General features: G+C 64.6%; 21 protein-coding genes. 3 read left to right on the top strand and 18 right to left on the bottom strand.

The window, feature by feature from the left end:
• Position 1: 1 nt before the first annotated feature.
• From R3175_RS12870 to folE, 6 genes are all read right to left on the bottom strand, one after another.
• Positions 2-433, bottom strand: a complete 432-nt coding sequence (locus R3175_RS12870; RefSeq protein WP_318944718.1) for a MerR family transcriptional regulator — start codon at positions 431-433, stop codon at positions 2-4.
• Positions 434-536: 103 nt separating this feature from the next.
• On the bottom strand, positions 537-860 hold the full coding sequence (locus tag R3175_RS12865) for a hypothetical protein (RefSeq protein ID WP_318944717.1): 324 nt from the start codon (positions 858-860) through the stop codon (positions 537-539).
• Between the two features lie 85 nt (positions 861-945).
• Positions 946-3,198, bottom strand: a complete 2,253-nt coding sequence (locus tag R3175_RS12860; RefSeq protein ID WP_318944715.1) for a putative bifunctional diguanylate cyclase/phosphodiesterase — start codon at positions 3,196-3,198, stop codon at positions 946-948.
• A 125-nt stretch (positions 3,199-3,323) separates the two neighbouring features.
• Positions 3,324-3,755 carry a CoA-binding protein gene (locus R3175_RS12855; RefSeq protein WP_318944714.1) on the bottom strand — a complete coding sequence of 144 codons (432 nt, stop codon included), beginning with the start codon at positions 3,753-3,755 and terminating at the stop codon, positions 3,324-3,326.
• Positions 3,756-3,759: 4 nt separating this feature from the next.
• Positions 3,760-4,140: a dihydroneopterin triphosphate 2'-epimerase gene (gene folX, locus R3175_RS12850; protein WP_318944712.1), complete on the bottom strand. Its 381-nt coding sequence runs from the start codon at positions 4,138-4,140 to the stop codon at positions 3,760-3,762.
• Between the two features lie 14 nt (positions 4,141-4,154).
• Positions 4,155-4,721, bottom strand: a complete 567-nt coding sequence (folE, locus tag R3175_RS12845; RefSeq protein ID WP_318944710.1) for a GTP cyclohydrolase I FolE — start codon at positions 4,719-4,721, stop codon at positions 4,155-4,157.
• 212 nt (positions 4,722-4,933) lie between these two features.
• Between folE and R3175_RS12840 the strand changes: the two genes are divergently transcribed.
• Complete coding sequence (locus R3175_RS12840; RefSeq protein ID WP_318944709.1) at positions 4,934-5,854, top strand: alpha/beta hydrolase; 921 nt, start codon at positions 4,934-4,936, stop codon at positions 5,852-5,854.
• A 48-nt stretch (positions 5,855-5,902) separates the two neighbouring features.
• Here R3175_RS12840 and R3175_RS12835 read toward each other — a convergent pair whose 3' ends face one another.
• Both R3175_RS12835 and R3175_RS12830 read right to left on the bottom strand, forming a co-directional pair.
• Positions 5,903-6,958, bottom strand: a complete 1,056-nt coding sequence (locus R3175_RS12835; protein WP_318944708.1) for a GGDEF domain-containing protein — start codon at positions 6,956-6,958, stop codon at positions 5,903-5,905.
• A gap of 82 nt (positions 6,959-7,040) precedes the next feature.
• Complete coding sequence (locus R3175_RS12830) at positions 7,041-7,682, bottom strand: TetR/AcrR family transcriptional regulator (RefSeq protein WP_318944706.1); 642 nt, start codon at positions 7,680-7,682, stop codon at positions 7,041-7,043.
• Positions 7,683-7,799: 117 nt separating this feature from the next.
• On the opposite strand from R3175_RS12830, the gene R3175_RS12825 reads away from it, so the two are divergent.
• Entirely contained in the window at positions 7,800-8,894 is a 1,095-nt protein-coding gene (locus R3175_RS12825) for a patatin-like phospholipase family protein (protein ID WP_318944705.1), read from the top strand.
• 245 nt (positions 8,895-9,139) lie between these two features.
• On the opposite strand, the gene arsJ is transcribed toward R3175_RS12825, so the two are convergent.
• The 3 genes from arsJ to R3175_RS12810 are packed head-to-tail and all read right to left on the bottom strand — an operon-like array spanning position 9,140 to position 12,137.
• Positions 9,140-10,348, bottom strand: a complete 1,209-nt coding sequence (gene arsJ / locus R3175_RS12820) for an organoarsenical effux MFS transporter ArsJ (RefSeq protein WP_318944703.1) — start codon at positions 10,346-10,348, stop codon at positions 9,140-9,142.
• The gene (locus R3175_RS12815) at positions 10,345-11,355 is read right to left on the bottom strand and encodes an ArsJ-associated glyceraldehyde-3-phosphate dehydrogenase (protein WP_318944702.1); all 1,011 of its coding nucleotides are present in this window, start codon (positions 11,353-11,355) and stop codon (positions 10,345-10,347) included. The genes arsJ and R3175_RS12815 overlap by 4 nt, the downstream gene beginning before the upstream one ends.
• A complete protein-coding gene (locus tag R3175_RS12810) occupies positions 11,352-12,137 on the bottom strand; it encodes a metalloregulator ArsR/SmtB family transcription factor (RefSeq protein ID WP_318944700.1) in 786 nt (261 codons plus the stop codon). Before R3175_RS12810 ends, R3175_RS12815 begins: the two co-directional genes overlap by 4 nt.
• Positions 12,138-12,256: 119 nt before the next feature.
• Here R3175_RS12810 and R3175_RS12805 point away from each other — a divergent pair, with 119 nt between their 5' ends.
• Positions 12,257-12,508 carry a CDGSH iron-sulfur domain-containing protein gene (locus R3175_RS12805; protein WP_318944699.1) on the top strand — a complete coding sequence of 84 codons (252 nt, stop codon included), beginning with the start codon at positions 12,257-12,259 and terminating at the stop codon, positions 12,506-12,508.
• Between the two features lie 12 nt (positions 12,509-12,520).
• Here R3175_RS12805 and R3175_RS12800 read toward each other — a convergent pair whose 3' ends face one another.
• The 7 genes from R3175_RS12800 to R3175_RS12770 all read right to left on the bottom strand — a co-directional run bounded on the left by R3175_RS12800 (position 12,521) and on the right by R3175_RS12770 (position 25,606).
• The gene (locus R3175_RS12800) at positions 12,521-13,954 is read right to left on the bottom strand and encodes a CHASE domain-containing protein (protein WP_318944698.1); all 1,434 of its coding nucleotides are present in this window, start codon (positions 13,952-13,954) and stop codon (positions 12,521-12,523) included.
• A 111-nt stretch (positions 13,955-14,065) separates the two neighbouring features.
• Positions 14,066-14,878, bottom strand: a complete 813-nt coding sequence (znuB, locus tag R3175_RS12795; RefSeq protein WP_318944696.1) for a zinc ABC transporter permease subunit ZnuB — start codon at positions 14,876-14,878, stop codon at positions 14,066-14,068.
• Positions 14,865-15,650 (bottom strand): zinc ABC transporter ATP-binding protein ZnuC, encoded by a 786-nt coding sequence (gene znuC / locus R3175_RS12790; RefSeq protein ID WP_318944695.1) that lies wholly within the window; start codon positions 15,648-15,650, stop codon positions 14,865-14,867. Before znuC ends, znuB begins: the two co-directional genes overlap by 14 nt.
• Entirely contained in the window at positions 15,643-16,122 is a 480-nt protein-coding gene (locus R3175_RS12785; protein ID WP_318944694.1) for a Fur family transcriptional regulator, read from the bottom strand. Before R3175_RS12785 ends, znuC begins: the two co-directional genes overlap by 8 nt.
• A 66-nt stretch (positions 16,123-16,188) precedes the next feature.
• Positions 16,189-16,650 carry a chemotaxis protein CheW gene (locus tag R3175_RS12780; RefSeq protein ID WP_318944692.1) on the bottom strand — a complete coding sequence of 154 codons (462 nt, stop codon included), beginning with the start codon at positions 16,648-16,650 and terminating at the stop codon, positions 16,189-16,191.
• An 11-nt stretch (positions 16,651-16,661) separates the two neighbouring features.
• The gene (locus tag R3175_RS12775; RefSeq protein WP_318944691.1) at positions 16,662-17,711 is read right to left on the bottom strand and encodes a chemotaxis protein CheB; all 1,050 of its coding nucleotides are present in this window, start codon (positions 17,709-17,711) and stop codon (positions 16,662-16,664) included.
• The gene (locus R3175_RS12770; protein WP_318944689.1) at positions 17,711-25,606 is read right to left on the bottom strand and encodes an Hpt domain-containing protein; all 7,896 of its coding nucleotides are present in this window, start codon (positions 25,604-25,606) and stop codon (positions 17,711-17,713) included. The genes R3175_RS12775 and R3175_RS12770 overlap by 1 nt, the downstream gene beginning before the upstream one ends.
• Positions 25,607-25,611 lie beyond the last annotated feature (5 nt).

Genomic DNA, 25,611 nt, shown 5'->3' with positions numbered 1-25,611 from the left:
GTTACTCCTTCTGCTGGGACGCGGAGTCTGGGTCGTCCCAGTGTTCGATCAGCTGGCAGATGGTGTGTCCGTCCGGGGTGCCGTCGGGCATGGCCTGCCAGGCGGACAGCGCCGAGCGCATGCGATCGCGCAGCTGGAGCAGTTCCGCAACCTGCTGTTCCACGCTGTGCAGGCGCTTTTCGAACACGTCCCGCACCATCGGGCAGGGCGAGTGGTGGTCGTCCGCCTGATCCAGAATGGTCTTGATTTCGGGCAGGGAGAAGCCCAGCTGACGGGCCTTGCGGGCGAACTTGAGCCGGCGCAGGTCGTCGGCGGTAAACTGCTGGTAGTTGTTGACCGGATCGCGGGCCGGGTTCAACAGGCCCTCGCGGGCATAGTAGCGCACGGTATCGGCACTGGTGCCGGCGGCCTTGGCGAGTTCGTTGACCTTCATGCCGGGATCTCCTCCTCTCTTGCCGGGCGAGCAGCGGCCGGTCACGGATCCGGCCCTGGGATGAGGATAGCCTAAAACCTGTGAGCAGCTCACAGGTCAACGGTCAGGTGGAACGCTTTGCCTTCGCCCGCAGGAACACCTCGCAGTGGGGGCATTGATCGGGGGCCATCAGCTTGGCCTGCCAACCGATCTTGTGGTGACAGGCCGGGCAGGCCAGCCGGAGCTGAAGCACGATGATGGGGGTGATCAGCACGGCCAGCAGCACGCCCAGGGGCCCCCAGCTGTCACCGCTAGACAGGCCCAGCTGGCTGCCGAACACCAGCACCAGGATGATCGCGAAGAACGCGAAGATGAAGTAACCGCGGTTCCACTGCTCCCAGCGTCGGAGGCGGCGGTCCTGTTCGGGGGTCAGATATTGGCTTGGCATGGTGGCATCGTTCGCTTGGTTGGCTGACGCTGGTTGTGGGGCATGGGATGACTGGCTGGCATTGTGTCGTCTCGGCCGGGGCTTTTCAATCCTGCCCCAGGGGGAAACGGTCGTCCTGCAGCAGGGCCTCCAGTTGGTCGGCGCCGACCGGCCGACTGATCAGGTAACCCTGGGCGTAGTCGCACTGGTGCTCCTGGAGAAACTGCAGCTGTTGTTCGGTTTCCACCCCTTCGGCGACGACCCTGACCCCGAGGTTGTGGGCCAGATTGATCACTGCCCGGGTAATGACCGCGTCGTCGTGACGCTCGGTGACGTTGGTGATGAAGGAGCGGTCGATCTTGAGCAGGTCCACCGGGAAATCCCTCAGGTAGGCCAGCGACGAATAGCCGACCCCGAAATCGTCGATCGCCAGACGGATCCCCAGGTCGTGGAGGCGCACCAACTGGTTGCGGTTACGCTCGATGTTCTGGATGAAGATCTCCTCGGTCAGCTCCACCTCCAGCCGGTCGGGCGGGACCTGGTACTCGGCCAGGGCCTGCTGGATGTTGTCGACCAGGTGTTCGTCGTCCAGTTCCCGCCCGGACAGGTTCACCGCGATGCGCAGATGCGCCAGCGGGCCCTGGCGCCAGGCGGCCAACTGGCGGCACGCCGCCATCACCACCCAGTGGCCAATGTCGGTGATGCGGCCGCTCTCTTCCGCCAGTGGAATGAACTCAAACGGCGGAACCAGGCCGCGGGTGGGGTGTTGCCAGCGGATCAGGGCCTCCACGCTGTCCATCTTCAGGGTCGCCAGGTCCAGCTTGGGTTGCAGGTGCAGGACGAACTGGTCCTGCTCCAGGGCGATGCTGAGGTCCTTGTCCAGCTCCAGGCGCCGGACCTCCCGCTCCTGCATGCCTTCGGTGTAAAACTGGTAGGCGTTGCGACCGCTTTCCTTGGCGCGGTACAGGGCAATGTCGGCGTTACGCAACAGCACGTCGGCGTCCAGGCCGCTCTGGGGATAGACGGCGATGCCCATGGTGGCGGTGATGCTGTGGATCTGGCCCTGGATGGCAAAGGGCTCGTGGAAACACTTCTGGAGCTGTCCCAGCAGATGGATGACGTCGTCAATGTCGTCGACATGCTGCTGGCACACCATGAACTCGTCGCCCCCGGAGTAGGCCACCAGCACCCGTTCGTCGCCCAGGACGTTGAGGCGTTCCGAGACCTTGATCAGCAACTCGTCGCCGAACTGATGGCCGAGGGAATCGTTGAGGGTCTGGAACCGGTCGAGGTCGATCATGATCAACGCCACCTGGCGCTGATGGCGGTCGGCCAGGCTCAGGGCGTGGCTAAGGTCTTCCATGAAGAATCGGCGGTTGGCCAGCCCGGTCAGGGTGTCGGTGGATTCCAGGCGGGCCAGATCCTGCTGGATCAGTTGACGTTGGTGGATCTCCTGGTCCAGCTCGCTGCGGGTCTTGAGCAGGTCCTGGTGGCGTTTCAGCACCAGTTGGATCAGCAGGGTCGACAGGCTCACCAGCAGCCCCATCACCAGCAGTACCGAAAAGGTGATCCAGGGCAGCTGGCCGCGCTGGCTGGCCAGCCAGGCACGGGTGGGCGTGAGGCTGATCTGCCAGGCCGCATTGGGCAGGTCGACGGTAGCCCGCTGGACATAGCCGGTGCCGTCAGCGGGTTCCGGGTTGAGCTGGTAGGCCAGCTCGCCGTTCTCATGAATCTCGATGTGGAAGGCGCTGCGTACCCGCTCGGTCATCAGCGAGGAGGCCAGACTGGCCATGCGGAACACGCCGGCGATGAATCCCCGGTTGTCGCTGCCAGCGCCCACCGGCGCGTAGATCACCAGCCCGGTGCCGCCCTGTTCCAGCTCGATCACGCCGGTGGAGTCCAGTTGGCCGGTGGCTGCGGCCTGGGCCAGCGCCTGACGACGGGCGGGGGAAAAGGCAACGTTGAAACCGATGGCCTGTTCGTTTCCGGCCACCGGTTCCAGCCAGCGGATGACGTAGTTACGGTCAATCCACTCGATGGCCTGGTAGATGCCGAAGTCGTCCAGGTAGTTCCGGGCATCCGCACGCCAGCTCGCTTCCGTTAGGGCGGGGTTGTCTGCCAGACGGCTGGCCATGCGATTGAGGGCCTGGACGTGGTAGGCGAACTGGCGCTCCAGGTCGCGGGCCAGCCCCTGGGCCTCGGCGGTCAGGGCCGCCTGGAGCTGGCGATCCTGTTGGGTCTCGGTGCCGTGTTTCAGGAACACGGCGATGGCCAGGAACAGCACCAGGATCAGGACCGGCAACGCGGGGCTGAGCAGCGCGGTCACTATCTGTCGGGTGGCTGGCCTGGGTGCTTGCACTGAGGGCTCCGATACCCGGCCCCTCCGTTTCGGGGCCCGCCGGCGGTTAATGGAAACGTTGTCAGTATTGTAGGACAAATCAATAAGATACGGAAAATCTCATGGCCTGTCAGCAGTTACGGCGGTCACCGGCCAAGGCCCCGGATGCCAAGGCGTGGAATCTCCCGCTTGGGGCAGCGATCCATCACCACCGTCAGCCCGGCCCGCTCCGCCCGCTCGGCGCCGGCTTCGTTGATGACCCCCACCTGCAGCCACAGGGCAGGTACCCCACGCTCGATGGCGCGGTCGATCACCGGGTCGGTGCGTGCCGGCGCGAGAAAGACATCCACCAGGTCGATGGCCCCGGGAATGTCGGTGAGGGTGGCATAGACAGTCTCGCCCAGCAGGGTCTGGCCCGCCAGCCGGGGATTGACCGGAATCACCCGGTAGCCCTGGCCCTGCAGGAAGGCCATCACATCGTGACTGGGCCGTTGGGGCTTGTCGCTGGCCCCGACCAGGGCAATGGTGCGGGTGGATTCCAGTAGCTGGCGAAGCTGGTCTGGGTCCTGTACCGGCATGCCGTCAGTTGTCCCGGCTGGCTTCAAGCGTGACCGACACCGATTCCGCATAACGCAGGGCGTGGGGCTTGTCGATTTCCACTTCGGCCCATTGCACCTGCTGGTGGTCCATCACGATGGCCAGTACCTCGTGGGTCAACCGTTCCAACAGGGCAAACCGGTTACCGTCGACGTGGTGGATGATCTGTTTGGTGATGGTACGGTAATTGAGGGCGGATTCGATCTCGTTGCGTTCGATGGCGGCACCGGCATCGTAACGCAGGCAGACGTTGATGCGGACATCCTGCTGGTTGTTGATCTCCTCTTCCTTGATGCCAATGTAGGTGCGCAGCAACAGATCTTTGATGCGCACGGTGGCCAGTCGGTTGATCTCGGGGGCGGCCATGAATACTCCTGGGGTCAGCGTCGATTGATCAGGGTCAGAAACTCGTTACGGGTTGCCTGGGACGAGCGGAAGGAACCGAGCATCATTGACGTTTTCATCAATGAGTTCTGTTTCTCGACACCGCGCATCATCATGCACATGTGCTGGGCCTCGATCACCACGGCCACACCACTGGCGTCGGTTACCTGCTCCACGGCCTCGGCAATCTCCCGGGTCAGGCTCTCCTGGATCTGCAGGCGCCGGGCGTACATGTCGACGATGCGGGCCAGCTTGGACAGTCCCAGCACCTTGCCCTGGGGAATGTAGGCAATGTGGCACTTGCCGATGAACGGCAGCATGTGGTGCTCGCACAGGCTGTACAGCTCGATATCCTGCACCACGATCATTTCGTCCATGGATGACTCGAAGATGGCGCCGTTGACCAGCTCTTCCAAGGTCTCTTGGTAGCCCTTGGTCAGGAACTGCATGGCCTTGGCGGCCCGCATGGGGGTGTCGGCCAGGCCCTCCCGCTGGGGGTCCTCCCCGAGCTGTTCGATGATGTGTCGAAAGTGCGAGCTCAACGTCGTCAGATTATCGGTCATAGCCCTATCGCTCATTACCGGCAATTTATGACAGTTTAGCTTATGCTAATTGGCGACCAGGCTCCATGACTAACCGTGATTGATGGCAAATAAACTGGTTAATCAGGGTGTTATTATGCGATTTGGCCCCAGCGAGAATGGCTGCATGCGGTTCCATGAACTACAGTAGCTAGCTAAATGACCCTCCAACTCTCTACAGACAAGGCCCACTGATGGAACAGATCGATCGACGGGTGACGGACAACGTACGGGCATTGACCAGGCCGCTCTCACTCGAGGCCTGGCAACAGGGTGGCAAATGGTTTCACTATGAGGGCCATGCCATTTTCTGCCGGATGGAAGGCCGGGGGGACCCCCTGGTGCTGATCCATGGCTACCCCACGGCGAGTTGGGATTGGTGTCGGATGTGGCCGCTGCTAGTGCGTCATTACCGAGTCATGGCTCTCGACATGCTGGGGTTCGGTTTTTCCGATAAGCCCCCCAGACACCCGTACAGCATCGATGACCAGGCCGATCTGCATCAGGGCTGGCTGGAGCAACTGGGGCTGAAACGGGTGCACCTGCTGGTCCACGACTACGGCTGCAGCGTGGCCCAGGAACTGCTGGCGCGGGAGCAGGACGGCGAGTTGCCGTTTGCCATCGCCAGCGTCTGTTTCCTCAACGGTGCCCTGTTCCCAGAGGTGCACCGGCCCCTGCTGGTCCAGAAACTGCTCAGCGGTCCGCTGGGGGGGCTGTTCAGTCGGGGGTTGTCCCGGCGTGCGTTTGACACCCAGTTCCGGCGCCTGTTCGGTGGGCATCGCTGGCCGACGGTCCAGGAACTGGACGATTTCTGGCATTTGCTGACCTACAACAACGGCCGTGGCGTTCTGCACCGGTTGATTCACTTCATGGAGGAGCGGCGGTGCCACCGCAACCGGTGGGTGGGTGCGCTACAGAGGGCCGGCCAGCCTCTGCGGGTGGTCTACGGTCGGGTGGATCCGATCTCAGGGGTGGCCATGGCCCACCGCTTCGACGAGTTGATTCCCGAGGCGGACGTGGTGTGCCTGCAACGGGTGGGCCACTATCCCCATTACGAAGCGCCCGAGGCAGTGTTTGATGCGTTCCAGACTTTCCAGTCCTGCCGGGTTCGTTAGTGAACCCCCAGGGCATGTGGACAGGCGACGAACCTGTGTTACGGGACACTAGATGGCAGAAGGGGCCGAGACGGAGGTGCCGGGCTTGATGTCCTTGCTGCTCACCCAGCGGTTCCGACCCTGGCGCTTGGCACTGTAGAGTGCCTGGTCGGCCCGGTTGAGCCAGGTGGACCAGGTTTCGCCCTTACTGACCTCAGTAACCCCGGCGCTGGCGGTCAGCGGGATCTCGTTCACGAAGGGCGCGGCACTGATGTTGTTCAGCAACTGCTGGGCCAGTCGCTCCGCGTCCCGCTGGCGGGTTTCCGGCAGCACCAGCATGAATTCCTCACCTCCGATCCGGAACAGCTGGTCACTCTCCCGCAACCGCTTGCGGATGCGTACTACCGCCTCTTTCAGCACCCGGTCCCCCGTCACATGGCCCCAACGGTCATTGATGGTCTTGAAATGATCCAGGTCCATCAGCACCAGACTTGACACCCGCTCATAGCGCTCCCGCATCTGGATCTGGCTGTTGAGAATGTCTGCCAGTTGGGACCGGTTGAGGCAGCCGGTGAGAGGGTCGGTGGTGGCCAGTCGGGTGAGCTCTTCCTTCAGTTGCCCCACCAGCCAGGCGAACACCATCACAAAGACGCAGGTCAGTCCCAGTGAAAAGGTGATGCGCCAGAAATCCGACTGGGGAAAGCCCAGGAACGCAATGGTGGCTATGACAACGACAAACACGATGCTGCTGGCCGAAGCCGGGCGCAGCGGTAACAGGAAGAAGGTCGCGGCCGCGGTGGGATAGGCCCAATACAGGCCGGCATGGCCATTGATGACCATGGAATAGGCCGAGGACACCATCGCCAGCACCACAAAGGGCCAGCCGTGTAGAAAGTAGACGCGGCGCCAGCGCAGAAAGGCGATCACCAGCACCGAATTGACGCAGAACAGCACCAGCAGCAGGGAGAGCAGATAGTGTTCCTGCCGCCATTGCACAAACACCAGCGGCAATACCGCAATAAGCGCCCAGAAATGCAGGTGATAGATGATCTGGCGTCGGAAGCCCAGTACCACCAGGGTTGGATTTGACGCGCATTTCCTTGCGGGGAACGACAAAGAATTCAACTGATGACTCCCTGGGTAAGGCACAGGTCACAAGCCGGCGTGAACGCCTTTGGTTGAGTCTAGCACGGCCCCTGGGGATCCGTTAGTGGGTGGGACCGAAACTCAAGCCGCCTTCCACGTAGTCGACAAACTGGTTGAACAGGGTGGCATCGTCGGGGCGAATGTCGCCAAAGGGGGTGGTGGAGAGCAGGTGGATTTCCGCCGCGCCGTGGATCAGGCTGACAAAGGTGAACCCGAGCCGGATCCGCAGGGTACCCCGGTCGATGTCCGGCAGCACTCGATGCAGCTGGGCCTCGATGCGCTCGATGTCGACCCGGAAGTGCTCGTTGAGCAGTCCAATCACCGGTTGGGTATTATCGGCATGAAGATGGGCCATGAACCGAAGGGCCGCCGATCCCCAGGGTGGGGTCCCGGACAGCAGGGAGAGATAGGGCGCGCACATCGCCTGCACGATATCCCTCAGGGTGGGGGACGGTGCCCGTTCGACCTGCCGGAACGCGCTCTCGAAGCGGGGCTTGAGGTGGTCGGTGATCAGCGTCAGCACACCGTCGATCAGCCCCAGCCGGTTGCCGAAGTGGTAATGGGCCGCTGCCGAGTTGCGGGTACCGGATTCGGCGCTGATGGTACGCAGCGAGACGCCGTCGAGTCCGCGCTCGGCGAACAGCTCCAGGGCAGTGAGCAACAGTTTCTGGCGGGTGGAGTCAGCGGTCGTGGTTGCTGGCATAGCGGGTAAGCCGGGAACGTGTCTTGCAAGCGTACCATGAAACGATGGCTTCAGGTCCCGGTGCTGGCGACGGCTCGCCGGCTTGGTTACACTCGCGGGTCCAATCGGAGACCAACTATGACCGCTATCCATACCCGGCCACCGGCGCTGACCCTGCGTGCGGGACGTCGAGCGCTCGAGCGCCTGCAATCCATGCCATTGCGACCGGAGGATGTCCATGTCATTCCCGGTGCCGCGGGAGGCCCCAAGGCCCTGGGGCTGACCGGGCTGGACCAGGCCATCTTCGGTGACTGGCTGCCGCGGGCGCCCCAGGAAAGGGCACTTATCGGTTCCTCCATCGGCAGTTGGCGATTCGCCGCTGTGGCATCGAGTGATGATCCCAAGGCCCAGCTGGCCAGGCTGGCGGAACTTTATACCTCCCAGCGCTTTGCCAAGGGCGTCAGCGCCGCGGAGGTCAGCCGCAAGAGCGTGCTGTTCCTGGAAGAGTTGCTGGCGGGGCGGGAAGAGTACCTGCTGAGCCATCCCCACTACCGGCTCAACATTGTGGTGGTGCGGAGCCTGGGGCTGCTGGAGCATGACAGCCGGGGACGGCTCGGCCTGGGGCTGATGAACGCCATCAGCGCCAACATGGTCAGCCGCAAGCACCTGGGTCGATTCATGGAGCGGGGGATTATTCACGACAGCCGGTTGCCCACCCCGGTGGCCAAGCTGGTGGACTTTCCCAGCCACCAGGTGGCGCTGACCCGGGACAACCTGTTGCCAGCGCTGCTGGCCTCGGCCTCCATCCCGCTGATCATGTCCGGGGTGCGTAACATTCCGGGGGCGCCGGAAGGGGTTTACCGGGATGGTGGTCTGCTGGACTATCACCTGGACCTGCCCTACGAACAGCCTGGCGTGGTGCTGTACCCCCACTTCACCGACAAGGTGGTGCCCGGCTGGTTCGACAAGTCGCTGCCCTGGCGTCGTGGCGATGCCACCCGATTGCAGGATGTGCTGCTGGTGGCGCCGTCGAAGGAATATTTGGAGTCGTTGCCGGACAGGAAGTTGCCGGACCGGAAGGATTTCGAGCGTTACGTGGGCGACGACGCAGCACGAGAGAAGGCCTGGCGGGAGGCGGTGGCGGCCAGTGAGCAACTGGGCGATGAGTTTCTGGAGTTGGTGGAGAGTGGGCGGCTCAGGGAGGTTTTGCGGCCTCTGGATGGAAAGCACTGAATGAGCCTGTTCCTGTCATAGGGCTGCTGCATCGGTGCCGGCCGTCACCCAATAACGGCTATTTACTTTGTGCGGGTCTCGAACCGGTCTTAAACATCGATGGATCGATGGGTAGGATCGGCAAGCGTGGCCCAGGCCTTTCCCAAACCGTCTGTGGCCAGGGATGGCCACAGCCGAGCCCTACAGGGACGTACTTGCGGGCGTGTTTGGGAAAGGCCTGGGCCATGCTTGCCTGCCCGGAGGTTTCAGGCTGGGGCGGCAACTCCCCGCTCGGGTAGTAAAATCGCAAACAACGCCGCCAAGACCACCAGTCCCGAAGAAATCCACAAACACGCCTCCAGCCCCCAGGCCTGATACACCCAGCCGGACAGCACCGTCCCCAACAACCGCCCGGCGGCATTGGACATGTAATAGAACCCCACATCCAGCGACACCCCATCGGCCCGGGCGTAACTCACGATCAGGTAGCTGTGCAGGGACGAATTGATGGCGAACAGCACCCCAAACAGCAACAGCCCGCCAATCACCAGCGGTTGCCCGGGCATTCCGCCAAGCAGCCCCGCGGCCATCAGCGCTGGCACGATGGCCAGCAGGGTGGCCCAGCCAGTGGCGGCGTTGCGGCCGGGTACGGCGCCACGCCTACGGCCGGTCAGGGTGGGAGCGACGGTCTGGATAAACCCGTAGCCGATGACCCACAGTGCCATAAAGCCGCCCACGGTCCAGAAATCCCAGCCAAACACGGTGTGCAGGTACACCGGCAGCGCCACCACAAACCACACGTCACGGGCGCCGAACAGGAACAGGCGGGCGGCGGACAGCACGTTGATCGCCCGGCTCTTGGACAGCAGATCGGTGAATTTGGGCCTGGCCCTGCTCTTGCCCAATTCGGCCTTCAACAGCACCAGGCTGGCCAGCCACACCAGCAGCAGGGCCCCCGCCATCAGCAGCACCGCCCCCTTGAAGCCGGCCAGCATCAGCAGGGCGCCGCCGAGGAAGAAGCCCACCCCCTTGAGGGTGTTCTTGGAGCCGGTCAGCAGCGCCACCCACTTGTAGAGCCTGCCCTGCTGCTGCCCGGGCACCAGCAGCTTGATGCCGCTCTTGGCGGACATCTTGTTGAGGTCCTTGGCAATGCCGGACAGTGCCTGGGCGGCCATCACCCAGGGCACGGTGAGCATCGCTGCGGGCACCGCCAGCATGCCGAGGGCGACGATCTGCAGGAACAGCCCCAGGTTCATGGTGCGGTTCAGGCCCAGGCGGGCCCCCAGGTAGCCGCCCACCAGGTTGGTGACCACACCAAAGAACTCGTAGAACACGAACAGCAGGGCAATCTCCAGCGGCGAGTAGCCGAGCTGGTGAAAGTGCAGCACCACCAGCATCCGCAGGGCGCCGTCGGTGAGGGTAAAGGCCCAGTAGTTGCCAGTGATGATCAGGTACTGGCGGATTGCCGGGCTCATCCGTCCGCGGCCCCCACCTTGCGAACCAGCTCCACGGTGCGGTTGGCGTAGCCCCATTCGTTGTCGTACCAGGCGTAGAGTTTCACCTGGGTGCCGTTGACCACCAGGGTGGAGAGGGCGTCGATGATCGACGAGCGCGAATCGGTCTTGTAGTCGATGGACACCAGCGGGCGCTCCTCGTAGCCGAGGATGCCGTTGAGCGGACCCTCGGCGGCTTCGCGCAACAGGCGGTTGACGGTGTCCCGGTCGGTGGGGGTTGCCACCTCGAACACGCAATCGGTGAGGGAGGCGTTGGTCAGCGGCACCCGCACGGCGTGGCCGTCCAGCCGACCCTGGAGTTCCGGGAAGATCTCGATGATCGCGGTGGCGGAGCCGGTGGAGGTGGGGATCAGCGAGCTGCCGCAGGCCCGAGCCCGGCGCAGGTCCTTGTGGGGCGCATCGATGATGGTCTGGGTGTTGGTGAGGCTGTGGATGGTGGTCATCGAGCCGTGCTTGATACCCAGGTGCTCGTGGATGACCTTCACTACCGGCGCCAGGCAGTTGGTGGTGCAGGAAGCGGCGGTGACAATGCGGTGCTGGGCGGGATCGAACTCATGGTCGTTGACCCCCATCACGAGGTTCTTGGCACCGGTCTCCTTCACCGGCGCGGTCACCACCACCCGTTTCACCCCCTGATCCAGGTAGGCGTTGAGAAGCTTTACCTTGCGCATCTTGCCGCTGGCCTCGATGACCACGTCGCAGTCGGACCAGTCGGTGTCGGCGATGGTGGCGTTGCCGGTAACGGTAATACGCTGCTCCCCGATCACCAGGCTGTCGCCATCGGCCTCGGCATGGTAACGCCAACGGCCATGGACGCTGTCGAAGTTCAACAGATGGGCAAGGGTCTGGGCGTCGGCACCGGGGTCGTTAATGGCGATAAATTCCATTTCCGGCCAGTCGAAGGCTGCGCGCAGTGCCAGCCTGCCCATGCGCCCGAATCCGTTGATGCCTACTTTCAGTGTGCTCATGCTTGGTTCTCCATGGTGGTGCAGCGGCCGTCGGGCCGGTCGGTCATGGTGTCCAGGCGCAGGACCATTGGCGACAGCAAGTCTGTGTTGGCTGCGACGGTGGATTCCAGCACGCCGTGAACCCACTCCGGTAGCGCGGGATGGAGGCGGTAGTAGACCCACTGGCCCCGGCGTTCATCTTCCACCAGGGCCTGTTCCCGCAGCTGCGCCAGAAAGCGGCTGATTCGTGGCTGGGACAGCTCCAGGGCAGCGGTCAATTCGCATACGCACAGCTCGCCTTCGCGCAGGAGCAACAGCAGGGTGGCCAGCCGGTTGTCGTCGCCCAGCAACTTGAAGACGGTGGCCGGCGGGTAGTCCATCGGTATGGGGGCCGCCTTCTGGTGCACCATCACGAACAGTTTCAGGCGTTCGCGAATTTCGTGCATCACCATGGCAAAGGTGGCATGACGGTTGGTGGCGGCTGGATCGGGAAAGTCCCAGGAGATCACCTGACCGGAAAAGGGGACTTTCTGGCATTCGTGTGCGGCCTTGTTGCACAACATGATCACATAGTCCCACTGCTGATCGGCGAACGCGCTGATCGGGGTACTGCTGAGGTTGTCGACCTCAAGGCCTTCCTCTTGCAGGCACTGCCGGGTCAGCGGGTGTGGGCTGGTTGGCTCGGTGCCGGCGCTGGCCACCTCAAACCGGTCACCGGCCATGGACTTGAGCAGGGCTTCCGCCATCAGCGAGCGGGCACTGTTGGCGGAACAGACAAACAACACGCGACGACGATCCGACATGATGATCACAACATATAACAAAATGGGAATATAATGATATCGGCATGTTCTGGTTTGCACAAGAAACCAACTTCAACGAGGGTGGCTATACTGCAAGCTGATGACAGCGAGGTGAGTCCATGTCTGAGACAGCGCAACCCCAAATCGCCCGTACCACGCCCTGTTCGGTGCTGGTGGAGGCGGGCAAGGATTACTTCTGGTGTGCCTGTGGACGCAGTGGCAACCAGCCCTTCTGCGACGGTTCCCACAAAGGCACGGGTTTGAGGCCGGTCAGGTTCAGTGCCGAAAAGACCGAATGGATCTGGTTCTGCGGCTGCAAGCAGACCGGCAATCCGCCGTACTGCGACGGTAGCCACAAGACCTTGGCGTAGCCCTCTAACCGCTCAATGACGAGGCAGGGCGCTAAGCCGGTAACCGACGCAGCCGTGCACCGGGTCGGTCTGGGCCTTGAGTCTCAGTGAGACCGGCAGGGGCGACCGGTCGTCGAGCTGCAGTTCAAGGTCAATGCGCTCAACGTGGCGGTCTTCCCGCGCGGCCTTCAACGTGGCCAGGAAGTTTTCCCGGTAGTGGGGGGCGATCAGCTCATCGAACGGGCGGTTGGCCATCTCGGAGGGGGGGCGGTCCAGCAGGTCCGAAACCTGATCGGAAATAAACCCGATGCGTAGGTGCTCGTCCAGTTCCGCCACGAATCCACCGGCCAGACTCACCAGATCCCGGGTCCGTTGGCCGCTCTCGTCGAGGGCCTGGTGCAGGATGGTTTTCTCGACATCCAGATTGGCGAAGCGCTGCTCCAGCTGCTGATACTGGCTTTGATACCGTTCCAGTTCGCTCCTCAGTTGCCGGTTGCGAAGGATGGGCCAGCACAGGAGCAGGGCCGCCGACAGGGCGAACGCCAGGCCGGACAGCCAGAGCTGTCGGCGCAGGCCGGCACTGGCTTCGGAAAACAGCGCCAGGGTCGGCTCCGTGGCCACCATCCAGTAGCGGTCGCCGATTGCTACTTCGGTGCGCAGAACCTGATCCGAAAGCGGTCCATTATCAACCCGGTGCTGGTACAGCGGGGTCTTGGAGTGGTGGCTGAGGTCGTGGACCGTCAGTTGGATGTCCGGATCGTAATAGCTTCCGTAGAGGCTGCCCAGCCAGCGGTCCGGACTGAACGACACGCTCAGCAGCTCATTGGCAGACACGGGCAGGAACAACCGCACCAGTTGGTTGCTGCCGCCGTTGAGGGGGACTGTGCGGACCGATGTGGTGGCCACGGTCTGTTGTTGGCGCGCGGTGGCCAGAGGCTGGCGCCAGTGAGGTACCGAGGTGGCCAGCAGGCCCATGGCGACGCCTCGTTCGCCGATGCCGTCCCGGGTGTGGCTCCAGTGCACAATCAAATAGTTGGCCTGGGAGTCCGCCGGTTCGGTGGCGGGGTCTTGCTCCCAGTGGTGAAACAGCCCCCCCTCGAGTTGCTCTCCGGCGATCCGGGCCTCGGTCTGCAGGCGCAGGTCATGGGGGACCTGGCGAATGAGTTCCACACTCTGCAGCATGGCGTGACGCTCCATCAGCGCCCTGGCGCGTTGACGGAAATCGCTGCCGTCACGAAGGGGGCTGGCGATGACGCGGCGGCTGCTTTCCAGCAACACATCGAGCTGGTCCTTCAGCAGCGTGGCGAGCGCGCGGTGGCGGACCGCCAGCATCTGCTCGGTCTGGGCCTGGACGCTGTTGGCCGCCGTGGTGGCATTGTGCCAGGTCAGCCCCAGGCCAATGGCCAGCAGCAGGAGGGGCAGCCAGAACAGTGCGAGAAGTCGGCCAGAGGGCCTGGACAAACCCATGGATGTCTCCGCAGATGGCCTGGCGTCCCATTCGGTGAATGGACCCTCCAGCGGGACGCCAGGGAGCCTCTGATTCACTTTAGACCACGGCCGGGAACATGGGAAAGCGGTTCAGCTTTGCGGTCGCCTTACCAGGCCGTAGGTCAGCAGAAACAGCAGGAACGCCGCGACCACCACCGAGGGGCCGGCTGGCGTGTCGCCATACCAGGACAGGCTGAGGCCGCCGACGACCGACACCATGGCGATGGTCACCGCCAGAATGACCATGTGCTCGGGGGTTCGGGCCAGGCGGCGGGCGGTGGCCGCCGGGATGATCAGCAATGCGGTAATCAGCAGTACCCCGACGATCTTCATGGCCACCGCGATCACCAGGGAGAACATCAGCATCAGGGTCAGCCGCAGGCGTTCCACCGGGAAGCCTTCCACCCGGGCCAGCTCTTCGTGGATGGTGGTCATCAACAGGCCCCGCCACAACCGGAACAGTAGCGCGAGGATGACCGCCGCGCCGCCGTAGATCCACCCCAGGTCGTCGCGGCTCATGGCCAGCAGGTCCCCGAACAGATAACCGCTGAGATCCACCCGCACCTCCGGCATGAGGCTGAGGGTGACCAGGCCGATGGCCAGGGCACTGTGGGCGAGGATGCCCAGCAGGGTATCGGTGGCCAGGGTCCGGCTGCGCGCCAGCGCCACCAACACCAGGGCCAGCGCCACACAGGTCCCGGCAATGGTGAGGTTCAGGGGCATATGCAGCAGAAAGCCCAGGGCGATGCCCAGCAGGGCGGAATGGGCAAGGGTGTCCCCGAAGTAGGCCATGCGGCGCCAGACCACAAAGCAGCCCAGTGGCCCTGCCACCAGCGCGACCCCCAGGCCACCCAGCAGCGCCCGCCAGAAAAAGTCGCCGAGGACCGTATCAATGAACGCCATGGTGGTTGCAATCCTCGTGGGGGGGTGTCCCGTCGTCACTGTTGACCACGTCGCCGTGGAGGTTGTGCTGGTGATTATGATGGTGATGGTAGACCGCCAGGCTCTCGGCCACTTTTTGGCCGAATGTCTTGATAAAGGCGGGATCCGTGGAGATATCTGCTGGGTAGCCGCTGCAGCAGACGTGCTGGTTCAGGCAAATGACCCGGTCGGTGGCGGCCATCACCAGGTGCAGGTCGTGGGAGATCATGATGACGCCGCAGTGCAGCCGGTCGCGAAGGTCCCGGATCAGGTCGTACAGCGCTGCCTGCCCATTGATGTCGACGCCCTGGGCGGGTTCGTCCAGCACCAGCAGATCCGGGCTGCGGGCCAGGGCCCGGGCAATCAGTACCCGTTGCTTCTCGCCGCCGGAAAGATGGTGCACCGAGGCGTCGAACAGGTGTTCGACGCCGGTTTGGGCGAGGGCTGCCCGGCAGGCCGCCTCGGGTTCGCCGGTCAGCATCAGGAAACGGCGCACACTCAGCGGCAGGGTTGGCTGCAGGATCAGGTGTTGGGGCACATAGCCGATGCGGGCCCCGGGCTTGAGCCAGATGTCGCCGGTGGCGATGGCCTGGATACCGAGGACGGCCTTGATCAGGGTGGTCTTGCCGGCGCCGTTGGGACCGATAATGGTGACGACGTCGCCGCGGTTGACGGTCAGATTGATGCGATCGACCACCGGCGGTCCGTCAAACTGGACCGAGACGTCGTTCAGGGTAACCAGTCGTTCAGTCATGGCAGCAGTTGGGGCACTGGCCCGCGATTTCGATGGTGGTGTCCTCGGGGGTGAACGCCTCCGCCTCGGCGGCCTGGCAAACCGCCTCGCTCACCGCCGGCGCCGCCAGTTCCAGGGCGGTGCGGCAGCTGCGGCAGATCAGGAACACGCTGGTGTGGTGCTCGCCGGCGTGGGTGCAGCCGATGAAGGCGTTGAGCGAGGCAATGCGATGTACCAGGCCGTGCTGGAGGAGGAAATCCAGGGCCCGGTAGACCGTGGGCGGAGCGGCATTGTGGCCATCGTCCGCCAGGGCCGCGAGCAGGTCATAGGCGCCGAGGGGCTTGTGGGATTGCCAGATCAATTCCAGCACCCGCTCCCGGGTGGGGGTCAGGCGGGCGTTCTGCGCCTTGCAGATGGCGCGGGCCTCGGCCAGTGCGTGCTGGACGCAGGCGGCATGGTTATGGGGGCGATAGGGCAACGCCTTGGCGGACATGGTGACGCGATCCGGTGAAGATTTGCAACATTATAACATTCACCCTGGCGAGCGTCACCGCCGGACTCAGTGGTTGGCTTCCAGCGCCAGGGATTCCAGGAACTCCAGGTTGGGAATACAGGCGATTTCACCATCCACGTCCACCAGCATCAGATCGGCGGGGCCCGTCTCGCCGTCACAGCGACGGATCTGGTCCTCGGCAATCCGGGTCTGGCTGGGAATGCCCTGGGTCACCATCGCCACAAACGGCAGTTCGCCATGGTGCCGGCCGATGGTATTGAGGATGGCGATGCGTCCCCGGTGACCGGCCTGGCCGGGGGTGGCGGCACCGTTGGCGGCGTCGTAGGAGATCACCGGAAGCTGCATGCCCCGCCAGTTCAGGTCGCCCACCAGCCAGGCCGGCGCGCCGGCGCGGGGTTCCACGGCCACATGATCCACGATTTCGGCCACCGACACGTTGGGCAGCAGCAGCTGCCGTTCGTTCATCGGGATCATCACGCAGGGGAGGAGTTGGCTGCTTTCGTTCATCGTTCACGTCCTCAGGCGGGGTCCTGTTGCTGGCGGCGTTTCAGCAGACAGGATTCCTCAATGGTTTTGACGAGTTCTTTGGCCAGTTGCCGCGGGGTGCCGGTAAAGCTCACACAGCCGGTGTTGGCAACGGAATCGGGCATCGAACTGTTGGCGCAGCTGGCGCTGTCCTGCACCCAGATCCGGCTGCCGTAGGCCCGCAGCAGGGGCGCGGCGATGGCGCCGTCGTTGCCCATGCCGGAAAACAGGATCGCATGGCAGCGGTTGCCGTAGTGCTCACCCACGTTGAGCAGCACCTGGTCGATGGACGGACCGTAGGGGCCCGGCCAGGGAGTGTCTTTCTCCACCAGGGTGCCGTCCTCGGCCAGGACCCATTCGTGTTCCACCGGCAACAGCACCACATCGCCATTGTGCACCTTCATGCCGGCGTCGGCATGGCGAAGCCGGTAATGGGCATGCCGGCCCAGCACCCGGGTAAGCACCTCGGTGAAGTGGCCATCAATGTGTTGGGCATAGATGAATCCCACCGGCAATCCGGCCGGGAGGTGATCCAGGAATTCCTTGACCGCCGCCGGGCCGCCCAGGGAGGCACCGAGAATCCAGACCTCGTCGGCGGGGGTGTCCGGCTTGGCGGGCGGAATCCACTGCGGTAAATCCGGTGTGGTGGCCACTTCGGGCCCGGTGAACGCCAACTGCTCCAGGTCTGCGGCACTGTCCAGTTCTTCCAGCGGTCCCAGGTGTTGCTCGAGTTTGTCCAACAGCCGCCGTTCCCACCGGACATAGTGGGTGGCGCCGGTCTTGGGAGCCGTGTCGAGCCCGAATAACACCGGGGCCTCGGTGTTTTCGAGCAGGTGGTCGAACAGCGCCGCCTCATCCGCCTCGCCCTCCAGCGTCACCAGCCAGAGCCGGGCCTCCGGGAGCTGCGGCTGGTCCAGCAGGCGTTGTGGGTCTCCGCTGAAACAGCCTTCCAGCCCGAAGTGGGCCACCGCTTCCTGCAGCCGGTGGCGTTGCAGCGCGCTGTCCGACACGATGCCGACCCTGGGCCGTTCCGGTGCCGCCATTAGCGGTCACCGGTCAACCGTTCAATGGTGCCCAGCAACTCCGACTCCTGGAAGGGCTTGCCCAGGTATTCGTTGACCCCGAGGGACAGGGCCCGGTCGCGATGCTTCTGGCCCGTCCGCGAGGTGATCATGCAGATCGGGGTGTCCCGCAGGTTGTCGTCGTGGCGGACGAAGCTGGCCACCTCGAAGCCGTCCATCCGGGGCATCTCGATGTCCAGCAGGATGATGTCCGGCTGGTGGTCCTGCAGCTGGGCCACCGCATCCAGGCCGTCTTTGGCGGTGACCACTTCCATGCCGTTGCGTTCCAGCAGGCGTGAGGTGACCTTGCGCACGGTGACCGAATCGTCCACCACCATGACCACGGTGGGGCGGGCTTCGCGACGCTGGGTCTCCTGGCTGCTGGTCAGATCGGCCAGACGCTGACGCTCGGACAGGATGTCGGAGCGGATCATCGCCGGCAGGTCGAGAATCACCACCACGTTACCATCCCCGAGGATGGTCGCGCCGGACACGCCACGCACCGAGCTGAACTGCGGCCCGAGTGATTTCACCACGATCTCCCGGCTGCCCATGATGCTGTCCACCTGCAGGGCCATGGGCTGTTCCGACCCCCGCACCAGGATCACCGGCAGCGGCAACGCCTGACCCTGGAGCTTGGGATGGTGGTCGCTGTGCAGCAGGCTGCCCAGGTACTGCAGACGGTACTGCTGGCCGGCGTACTCGTACAGCGGGGCGTCCGGCTGGTAATACTCTTCCAGCTCGAAGGTGCTGACCCGCACGATACCTTCGATGGTGTTCAGTGGAATGGCGTAGAAGTCCTCGCCGGTGGACACCATCAGCGCCCGGTTCACCGACACGGTGAACGGCAGGCGGACGGTGAAGGTGGTGCCGTGGCCGACCGCGGAGTCGATGTCCAGGCTGCCGCCCAACTGCTTGATCTCGCTGGCGACCACATCCATGCCGACCCCGCGCCCGGAGATCTGCGTCACCTGGGCGGCGGTGGAGAAGCCGGGCTGGAGAATGAACTGCAGGATCTCGCGGTCGGAGAGCTCCTCGTCCTCCCGCAGCATGCCCTGGCGAATGGCCTTGTCGCGGATCACCTGGGAGGGAATGCCGGCGCCGTCATCCATCATGCGCAGCACCACGTCGCCGCCCTCGCGGGTGAGCGACAGGGTGATCTCCCCGGTGTCCGGCTTGCCGGCCTGGCGGCGGGCCTCGGGCTTCTCGATACCGTGGTCCAGGGCGTTACGGAGCATGTGTTCCAGCGGCGCGATCATCCGTTCGAGGATGTTGCGGTCCATTTCGCCTTCGGGGTTGCGGACGTCAAACTCCACCTTCTTGCCGAGCTCGCCGCTGATCTGGCGCACGATCCGCCGTAGCCGCGGAACCATGGAGGCGAACGGGATCATGCGGGTCTTCATCAGACCCTCTTGCAGTTCGGTGTTGATGCGGGACTGCTGCACCAGCAGGGTCTCGGTGTCGCGGACCCGGTCCGACAGGGTCTCCCGCAGGTCGGCCAGGTCGGACGCCGATTCCCCCAGGGCCCGGGACAGCTGCTGGATGGAGGAATACCGGTCCATCTCCAGCGGGTCGAAATCCTCGCCGTAATCCGGGCCGTGCTCCCGCTCGGCGCGGAACAGGATCTGGGCCTCGGTCTCGATGTCCATGCGCCGCAGCTGTTCCCGCAGACGCTCGATGGTCGCGGCCATCTCATCCAGGGTATGGCTGAAGTCGCTGCTCTGCTGCTCCAGCCGGCCACGGGTGATACTGGTTTCGCCGGCCAGGTTGACCAGCTCGTCCAGCAGCGGTGCGCTGACCCGAATGGATTCCTGGGCCGCGGTGCGACCAGCGGCGGCCTTGTTCGATTCGGGCTTGGCGCCTGAGGGCTTGGGCTGGAGCGGTTTTTTCGGTTCGGTCGCCGCCGGTCTGGCCGGCGCCTCCTGCGGTGCCGGTTCGGCGGCCTTGGTTTCCGGCTCGGCGGCCGGCTTCGCCGCTGGCGCCGGAGCAGGTGCCGCAGCACCGTCTTCAAATTGCTGACGGATGTCGGCAACCTTGGCCACCAGAGCGTCGTACTCGCGGGTAATGGCTTGCCAGGTAGCCTCATCCGGGGCGTTTCCACCCAGATCGATCAGCCGGGTCTCCAGGCCGTGGGCCAGGTCGCCGAGGGCCGTCAACTGGGAAAGGCGGGCGCCCCCCTTGAGGGTGTGCAGGGCCCGCTGGGCCTCGCGATTGAAATGGTGATTCTCCGGTTCCTTGTGCCAATCCGCCAGCAGGTGCTCGAGCTGGTCGAGGAGTTCCCGGGCTTCCTCCAGGAAGATTTCCACCACCTCGGTATCCACCGGTTCCTGGGCCGCTGGTTCGTCGGCGGCGGTACCGGCAGCCCCGCCTTCGTCCGTTTGTCCGAACTCCTCGATCAGGGCGGTCGGCGGCGTGGGAGACTCGCCATTCTCCAGGGCCGTGAGCATGCTTCGCAGCGCCCGGCCGGCCTGTTCGCTCAGCGTCAGCACCCGTTGTTGCATGGGGCTGCCGGCAATCAGTCGATCCAGCGCCTGCAGCCAGGCCTCGGCCAGCTCGGCGACCGCATCGATGTCGGCCAGTCGCGCACCGCCCTTGAGGGTGTGCAGCTCCTGCTGCAACTGGGTGATTCCGGCCAGTTCCTCCGGCGCGTCCTGCCACTGGGCGAGGCATTCCACGATGGCCTCGTGGATTTCGAGGCCTTCGTCGAGGAAGATCCCGATCAGGTCCTCGGTCATGGGGGATTCCGCCGACCCGGCGGGAGCTTCAAGGGCCTCGGCCGTGGCTGGTTGCGGCTCCGAGGGGGCTTCACCGGCGGGCAGGGTGAGGGCCGCCTTGACCTCGGCCACCAGGTCATCGGCCGGTGGGCAGGGCTTCTGGGTCGCAACCTGCTCCACCATCTGGGCCAGCCGGTCGTGGCAGGCGAACAGCAGTTCGATCATGGTCGGGGTGGCGGCGAGCTGGCCTTCCGCCAGCTTCTCGAAGAGGTCTTCCAGCACGTGGGTGAGGTCGCCGATGGCGTCGACGCCGGCCATGCGGGCCCCGCCCTTGAGGGTATGCACATCCCGTTGCAGTTCGGCGGCAATGTCCCGATCCGACGGTTCTTCGCTCCAGGTATGCAGGGAACTGCCGGTGGCATTGATCAGGTCGTAGGCTTCCTCCAGGAAGATGCCGACCAGCTCGGGATCCAGATCGCCCAATGCGTCCTCGGAGGCAGGGGCCGCCTCCTCGGTGGCGCCCTCCGACGCGGGTTCGGGTTCTGCCGTCGCTTCCGTCTGGGGGGCGGGCGTTGCGGCCCCGGATTCACTGGGCTCCGGCTCCGCCGTGGCGGCCTGGTCGGAGTCGCCGGTGTCCCCGGCGGGCGTGTCGACCAGGGCGGCTCGCAACTGCTGAACCAGCTCCGGTGCCGCCGGACAGGTGCCGCTGTCGGCGATGGCCTCAATCATTGCCGCCAACTGATCGTGGGCCCGCAGCGCCAGTTCTGTGCGAGCGTCCGTGGCCTGGAGGCGCCCATCGGCGATGCGCTCAAACAGCGTCTCCAGTTCGTGGGCGATATCGGCAACCGGGGCGATCTCCGCCATCCGCGCGCCGCCTTTGAGGGTGTGCAGCTCCCGTTGGAGCTCCTTGACCAGGTCGGGCTGATCCGGGTCGCCCTGCCACTGGTGCAATTGCTCGGCGGTGGTGTTGATGATCTCACCGGCTTCCTCCAGGAAGATCTCCGCCAGTTCGGGATCGAGAGCCTCGGTGGCCGCGATGTCCTCGGGCTCGCCGGCCGTTTCCGGCGCCAGCTCGGGGGCGGGAATCTCGGTCACCGGACGACTGCCGCCGGCGTCCGCCATGTAGGCGTGTATCTCGCTGATCAGATCCGGGGCTGGACGCGGGCCCTGCTGCTGGTCGAGGGAGTCGACCATGGCGGCGAGGCGGTCGTGGCAGCGGAACAGCAGGTCCGACAGCGTGTCGGCGATGGTCAGGCGCTGTTCGCCGAGTCCCTCGAACAGGGTTTCCAGCTCGTGGGCGAGATCACCGATGGCGGCAATGTCCGCCAGCCGGGCGCCGCCTTTGAGGGTGTGCAGGTCCCGCTGCAGCAGTCGGAGCAGTTCGGTGTTGTCCGGTGCCGCGTTCCAGTTGTGCAGGGTATCGGCGGTGCTGTCGACGAGTTCCCGGGCTTCCTCGAGGAAAATCTCGATCAGTGCCTGATCGTCCTCGTCGCCATCCGGTTCGGAAGCCTCGGCCGTGGGCAACGGGGCCTCATCCTCGACAAGGTCATGCTCCAGGCTAAGGTCGATGGTCTCGAGGTCGTCTCCAAACTCTTCGCTGAAGGCGTCCGCCTGCGGCGACCGGGCACACTGATCGGCCAACGCCTGCAGTCGGGCCACCAGATCCTGCCCCGGTACGGTCGACAGGCCGGCGGCAATCTGGTCCATCATGTCGATCAGGTGTTCGTGGCCCGCCTTGGCGGCGTCGAAGAGTTCCTTATCCGGGGTGCTGTTGTTGTCGCTAATGGCGCGGTAGAGGCCGGCGAGGGCGGTGGCCAGCTCGGCAACGTCCGCCAGCCCGGCCTTTTCGGCCCCCTCGTTGAGTTCTTTGAGTTCCTGCTCCAGTTCGGCCAACGGTTGGCGTTGGGCGGGGGCTTGAGCCCACTGGTCGAGGATCCGGTCGGCGTCCAGCAGGGTGTCCAGGCCGGTGCTGAGGAACAACTGCACCAGCTGCGGATCGGTTTGCGTCTCGACTTCGCTGGAGGTTGCCGTGACACGGCCGCCCAGGGTTCGGTCCACCAGCGTTGCCAGGCGCTGCAGGAAGTCTTCGGTGCCCGTCAGGTCGGCTTGTGGATTCTCGCGAATCTGGCCAAGCCCCTGGGAGACGAACCAACAGCCGTCCCGAATCAGTCCCAGGGCATCCTGGTCCGCCCGCAGCCCCGCCGCGCGGGCGTCCTTGACGTAATGCTCCAGCGGTGCAATGACCTTGGCAATGGGGTTGATGGAGGCGGTGTGGGCACTGCCCTTGAGGGTGTGCAGGGCGCGGGAGACGTCGTCGGTGTAAGCCACCGAGGTCTTGTCACCGGCATGGCGCAGGAAATTTTCCAGGGTCTGCAGGTGGGTTTCGGCCTCACTCTCGAAGATGTCCAGCAGGACCGGATCCACCAGGTCGTCCCCGGTCAGCGACTCGGCCGCCGGTTCCGGCTCGGGTTCGCCCTTCGGCATTGCGGCGGCGTCGGGGATGTCGCCATTGGCCAGGGCATTGGCGCGGGCTTCGAGCGTTGGGGTGTCGTGACTGGGGGGGCGGTGGTGCTGGAAATCGCTGACCAGATCCGGCAATACGCCGGTAACGTCGTCGAGCAGGGCGGCGACGTCGTCGTTCATCAGGATGGTGCCGTCGATGACCCGGTTGAGCATGTTTTCGATGGCCCAGGCCAGCTCGCCGACCACGCCGGCCCCCACCATGCGGCCGCTGCCCTTGAGGGTGTGGAACGCCCGTCGGACTTCGGTCAGGGCGCTGCGGTCGTCGTGCTGGCGCAGCAGCATGGGCAGGTACTCGCGGATGGTGTCAAGCACCTCGCCGGCTTCCTCGATGAAGATCTCCAGGATCTCATCGTCAATCAGGTCGTCGAGGTCCGCGCCCTTGTCACTGGCCGGGGCCGGTGCGGCGGCAGGCTCGGGACTCACCGGTTCGGACTCGGGCTGGGCCGGCGCTTCGGTCACCTTGCTGGTGGTGGCCAGGGCCTCGGCGCGGGCGATGAGTTCGTCCACCGGGCTGTCGGCGACGCCCTGGCGGAAGTCCGCGATCAGCTCGGGGATGCGCAGGTTGCTGGCATCCACCATGGCAAAAACGTCGTCGCTGAGCCTGACGGTCTGGTCAATCACCCGGTTGAGCAGGTTTTCCACCGCCCAGGCCAGCTCGCCGAGGCTGGTGGCGCCCACCAGGCGACCACTGCCCTTGAGGGTATGGTAGGCCCGGCGGACTTCGGTCAGCGCCTGATGGTCGTCGTGCTGTTGCTGCAGGCGCGGATAGTACTCGTGGATGGTTTGCAGGACCTCTTCGGCTTCCTCGATGAAGATGTTGAGGATCTCTTCGTCCAGCAACTCGGCGTCGGAGGCCTTGGTGGTCGATTCCGGCGCTTCCACCGGCGCCGGCTCGGCCTCTGCGGACGAGGTGCTTTCGGCCTCCGTCCAGGTGGGCTCGGCGCCGGCGGGGAAGCCGAGGCTGGCCAGGCTGTCGGCGGCAACCTGGAGAATGCTGTCGCTGCCGGCGCTGCCATCGGCCAGTCGCTCCAGGTAGTACTCGATGCTGGTGATGGCGTCGGCCAGGGCCTCGAGCTGCTGCCAGTCCGGGACCTGTTTGCTGTCGAGCAGGACGTCGGTAACGTAGCGCTCGGCGGAGGCCAGCATCTCGGTGACCCGATCCAGCGGTACCAGCCCCAGGCCGCCGCAGATGCTGTGGAGCAGGCCGGGGACGTGCTCGATCTCCCGCTGGTCCCACTTGGAAGCGATGAAGTTGACGATGGCGGTCTTGACCTGTTCCAGGGTATTGCGGGACTCCCGCAACAGGGCGCTGTTGGCCTCCCCCAGTTCCTGGCTGCCCAGATCGGGGCGTGGGACCGCTTCATCGAGGGGCTGCGGTGGCTGTTGTTCGCTCTCCAGCCCGGCCAGGCTGGCTTCGACGTAGAGCAGGGCGCCGGCAATGTCCATCAGGGTGCCGTCATCCACTGCCTCCGTCTGCTGGCTGAGCTTGCCGACCAGCTCGATCTGTTCGGTGATCACCTGGCGCGGAATGCCCAGGCCCAGCACGGCCAGGGTGTTCGCGACCTGGCGCAGGCCCGGCAGCAACTCCTCAAGCTCGTCGTTCTGGCGGAACTCGGCCCGGACAAACAGGTCGAGCTGGTCCTTGAGTTTGGCCAATTCCTCGTTGAGGGCGGTGACGACGGAATGGATGGCTTCCTTGCCCGGACCGGCGACCCGGCTGCGGGCCTCCGATACGTCGGCCTCGGAAGGCAGGGCCTCCTCCAGCTTGTAGCGCGCACGCAAATCACGGACGTAGGGGGTCTCCAGCTCGCGGGCCCGGGCCACGTAGTACAGCAGGTGTTTGAACAGGGCTTCGGGGGCATCCTGCTGGAGGATGTCCACGTGCTCGTCGATCAGCCGTCGCAGTTCGCTGTCCAGGTTGCGCAACAATGACTTGACCGCGGTGTTTACCGGGTTGTCGCCACTTTGCAGGGTCTCGACGAAGCCGCCCGCGGCCCGCCACAGCTGCTCCCTCGGGGTTCCCTGGCACAGCTTGACCAGCCGCTGGATGACCTTTTGCAGGTAATCGAAATGGGCCCGCAGGTCATCCTCCCGGACAATGCCGGCCAGCGCAAACTGGTACATCTGGCGCAGTTTGCGCAGATGGCTGAGCACCTTCGGATCCTGTAGCCGCTGGGAGGCCTTCGGGGTGGCCCGGGTCTGGGCCGGAGTCAGGTCCGGCTTGAACAGCGAGGTGTCGGAAAGCAGCGGTTCGCCACGGGCCGCCCGCAGGTCGTTGAGCAACGGCAGCAGCACCAGCGGGAAGTCGTCTTTATGGGTGCCCAGGTGCTCCAGGTACTGCGGCAGCTGCAGGATGGCCTGCATCAGCACCTCGATGGCGTCTTCGGTGTTGGCGATGGATTCGTTCAACAGGGCCTGGGTGAGCCTCTCCATCTCTTCGGTGAGCAGCGCCGCACCGTAGAGTTCGACCATCTGCAGGGTGCCGTGGACCTGGTGGAGGTAGTTCAGGCAAAAGCGCAGGCGGGCGCTGTCGTCGCGGTTCTCGACGTACGCCTCGAGCGCCTGCTGACCTTGAATCAGCGTGTCCTGAATTTCTCCCCGAACCCAGTCCAGGGCGATGCTGTCATGGTGATTGCCCATAACCA

The organism is Marinobacter sp. (assembly GCF_033722735.1).
GTDB lineage: Bacteria > Pseudomonadota > Gammaproteobacteria > Pseudomonadales > Oleiphilaceae > Marinobacter.
This window is presented reverse-complemented; position numbering and strand designations above follow the sequence as displayed.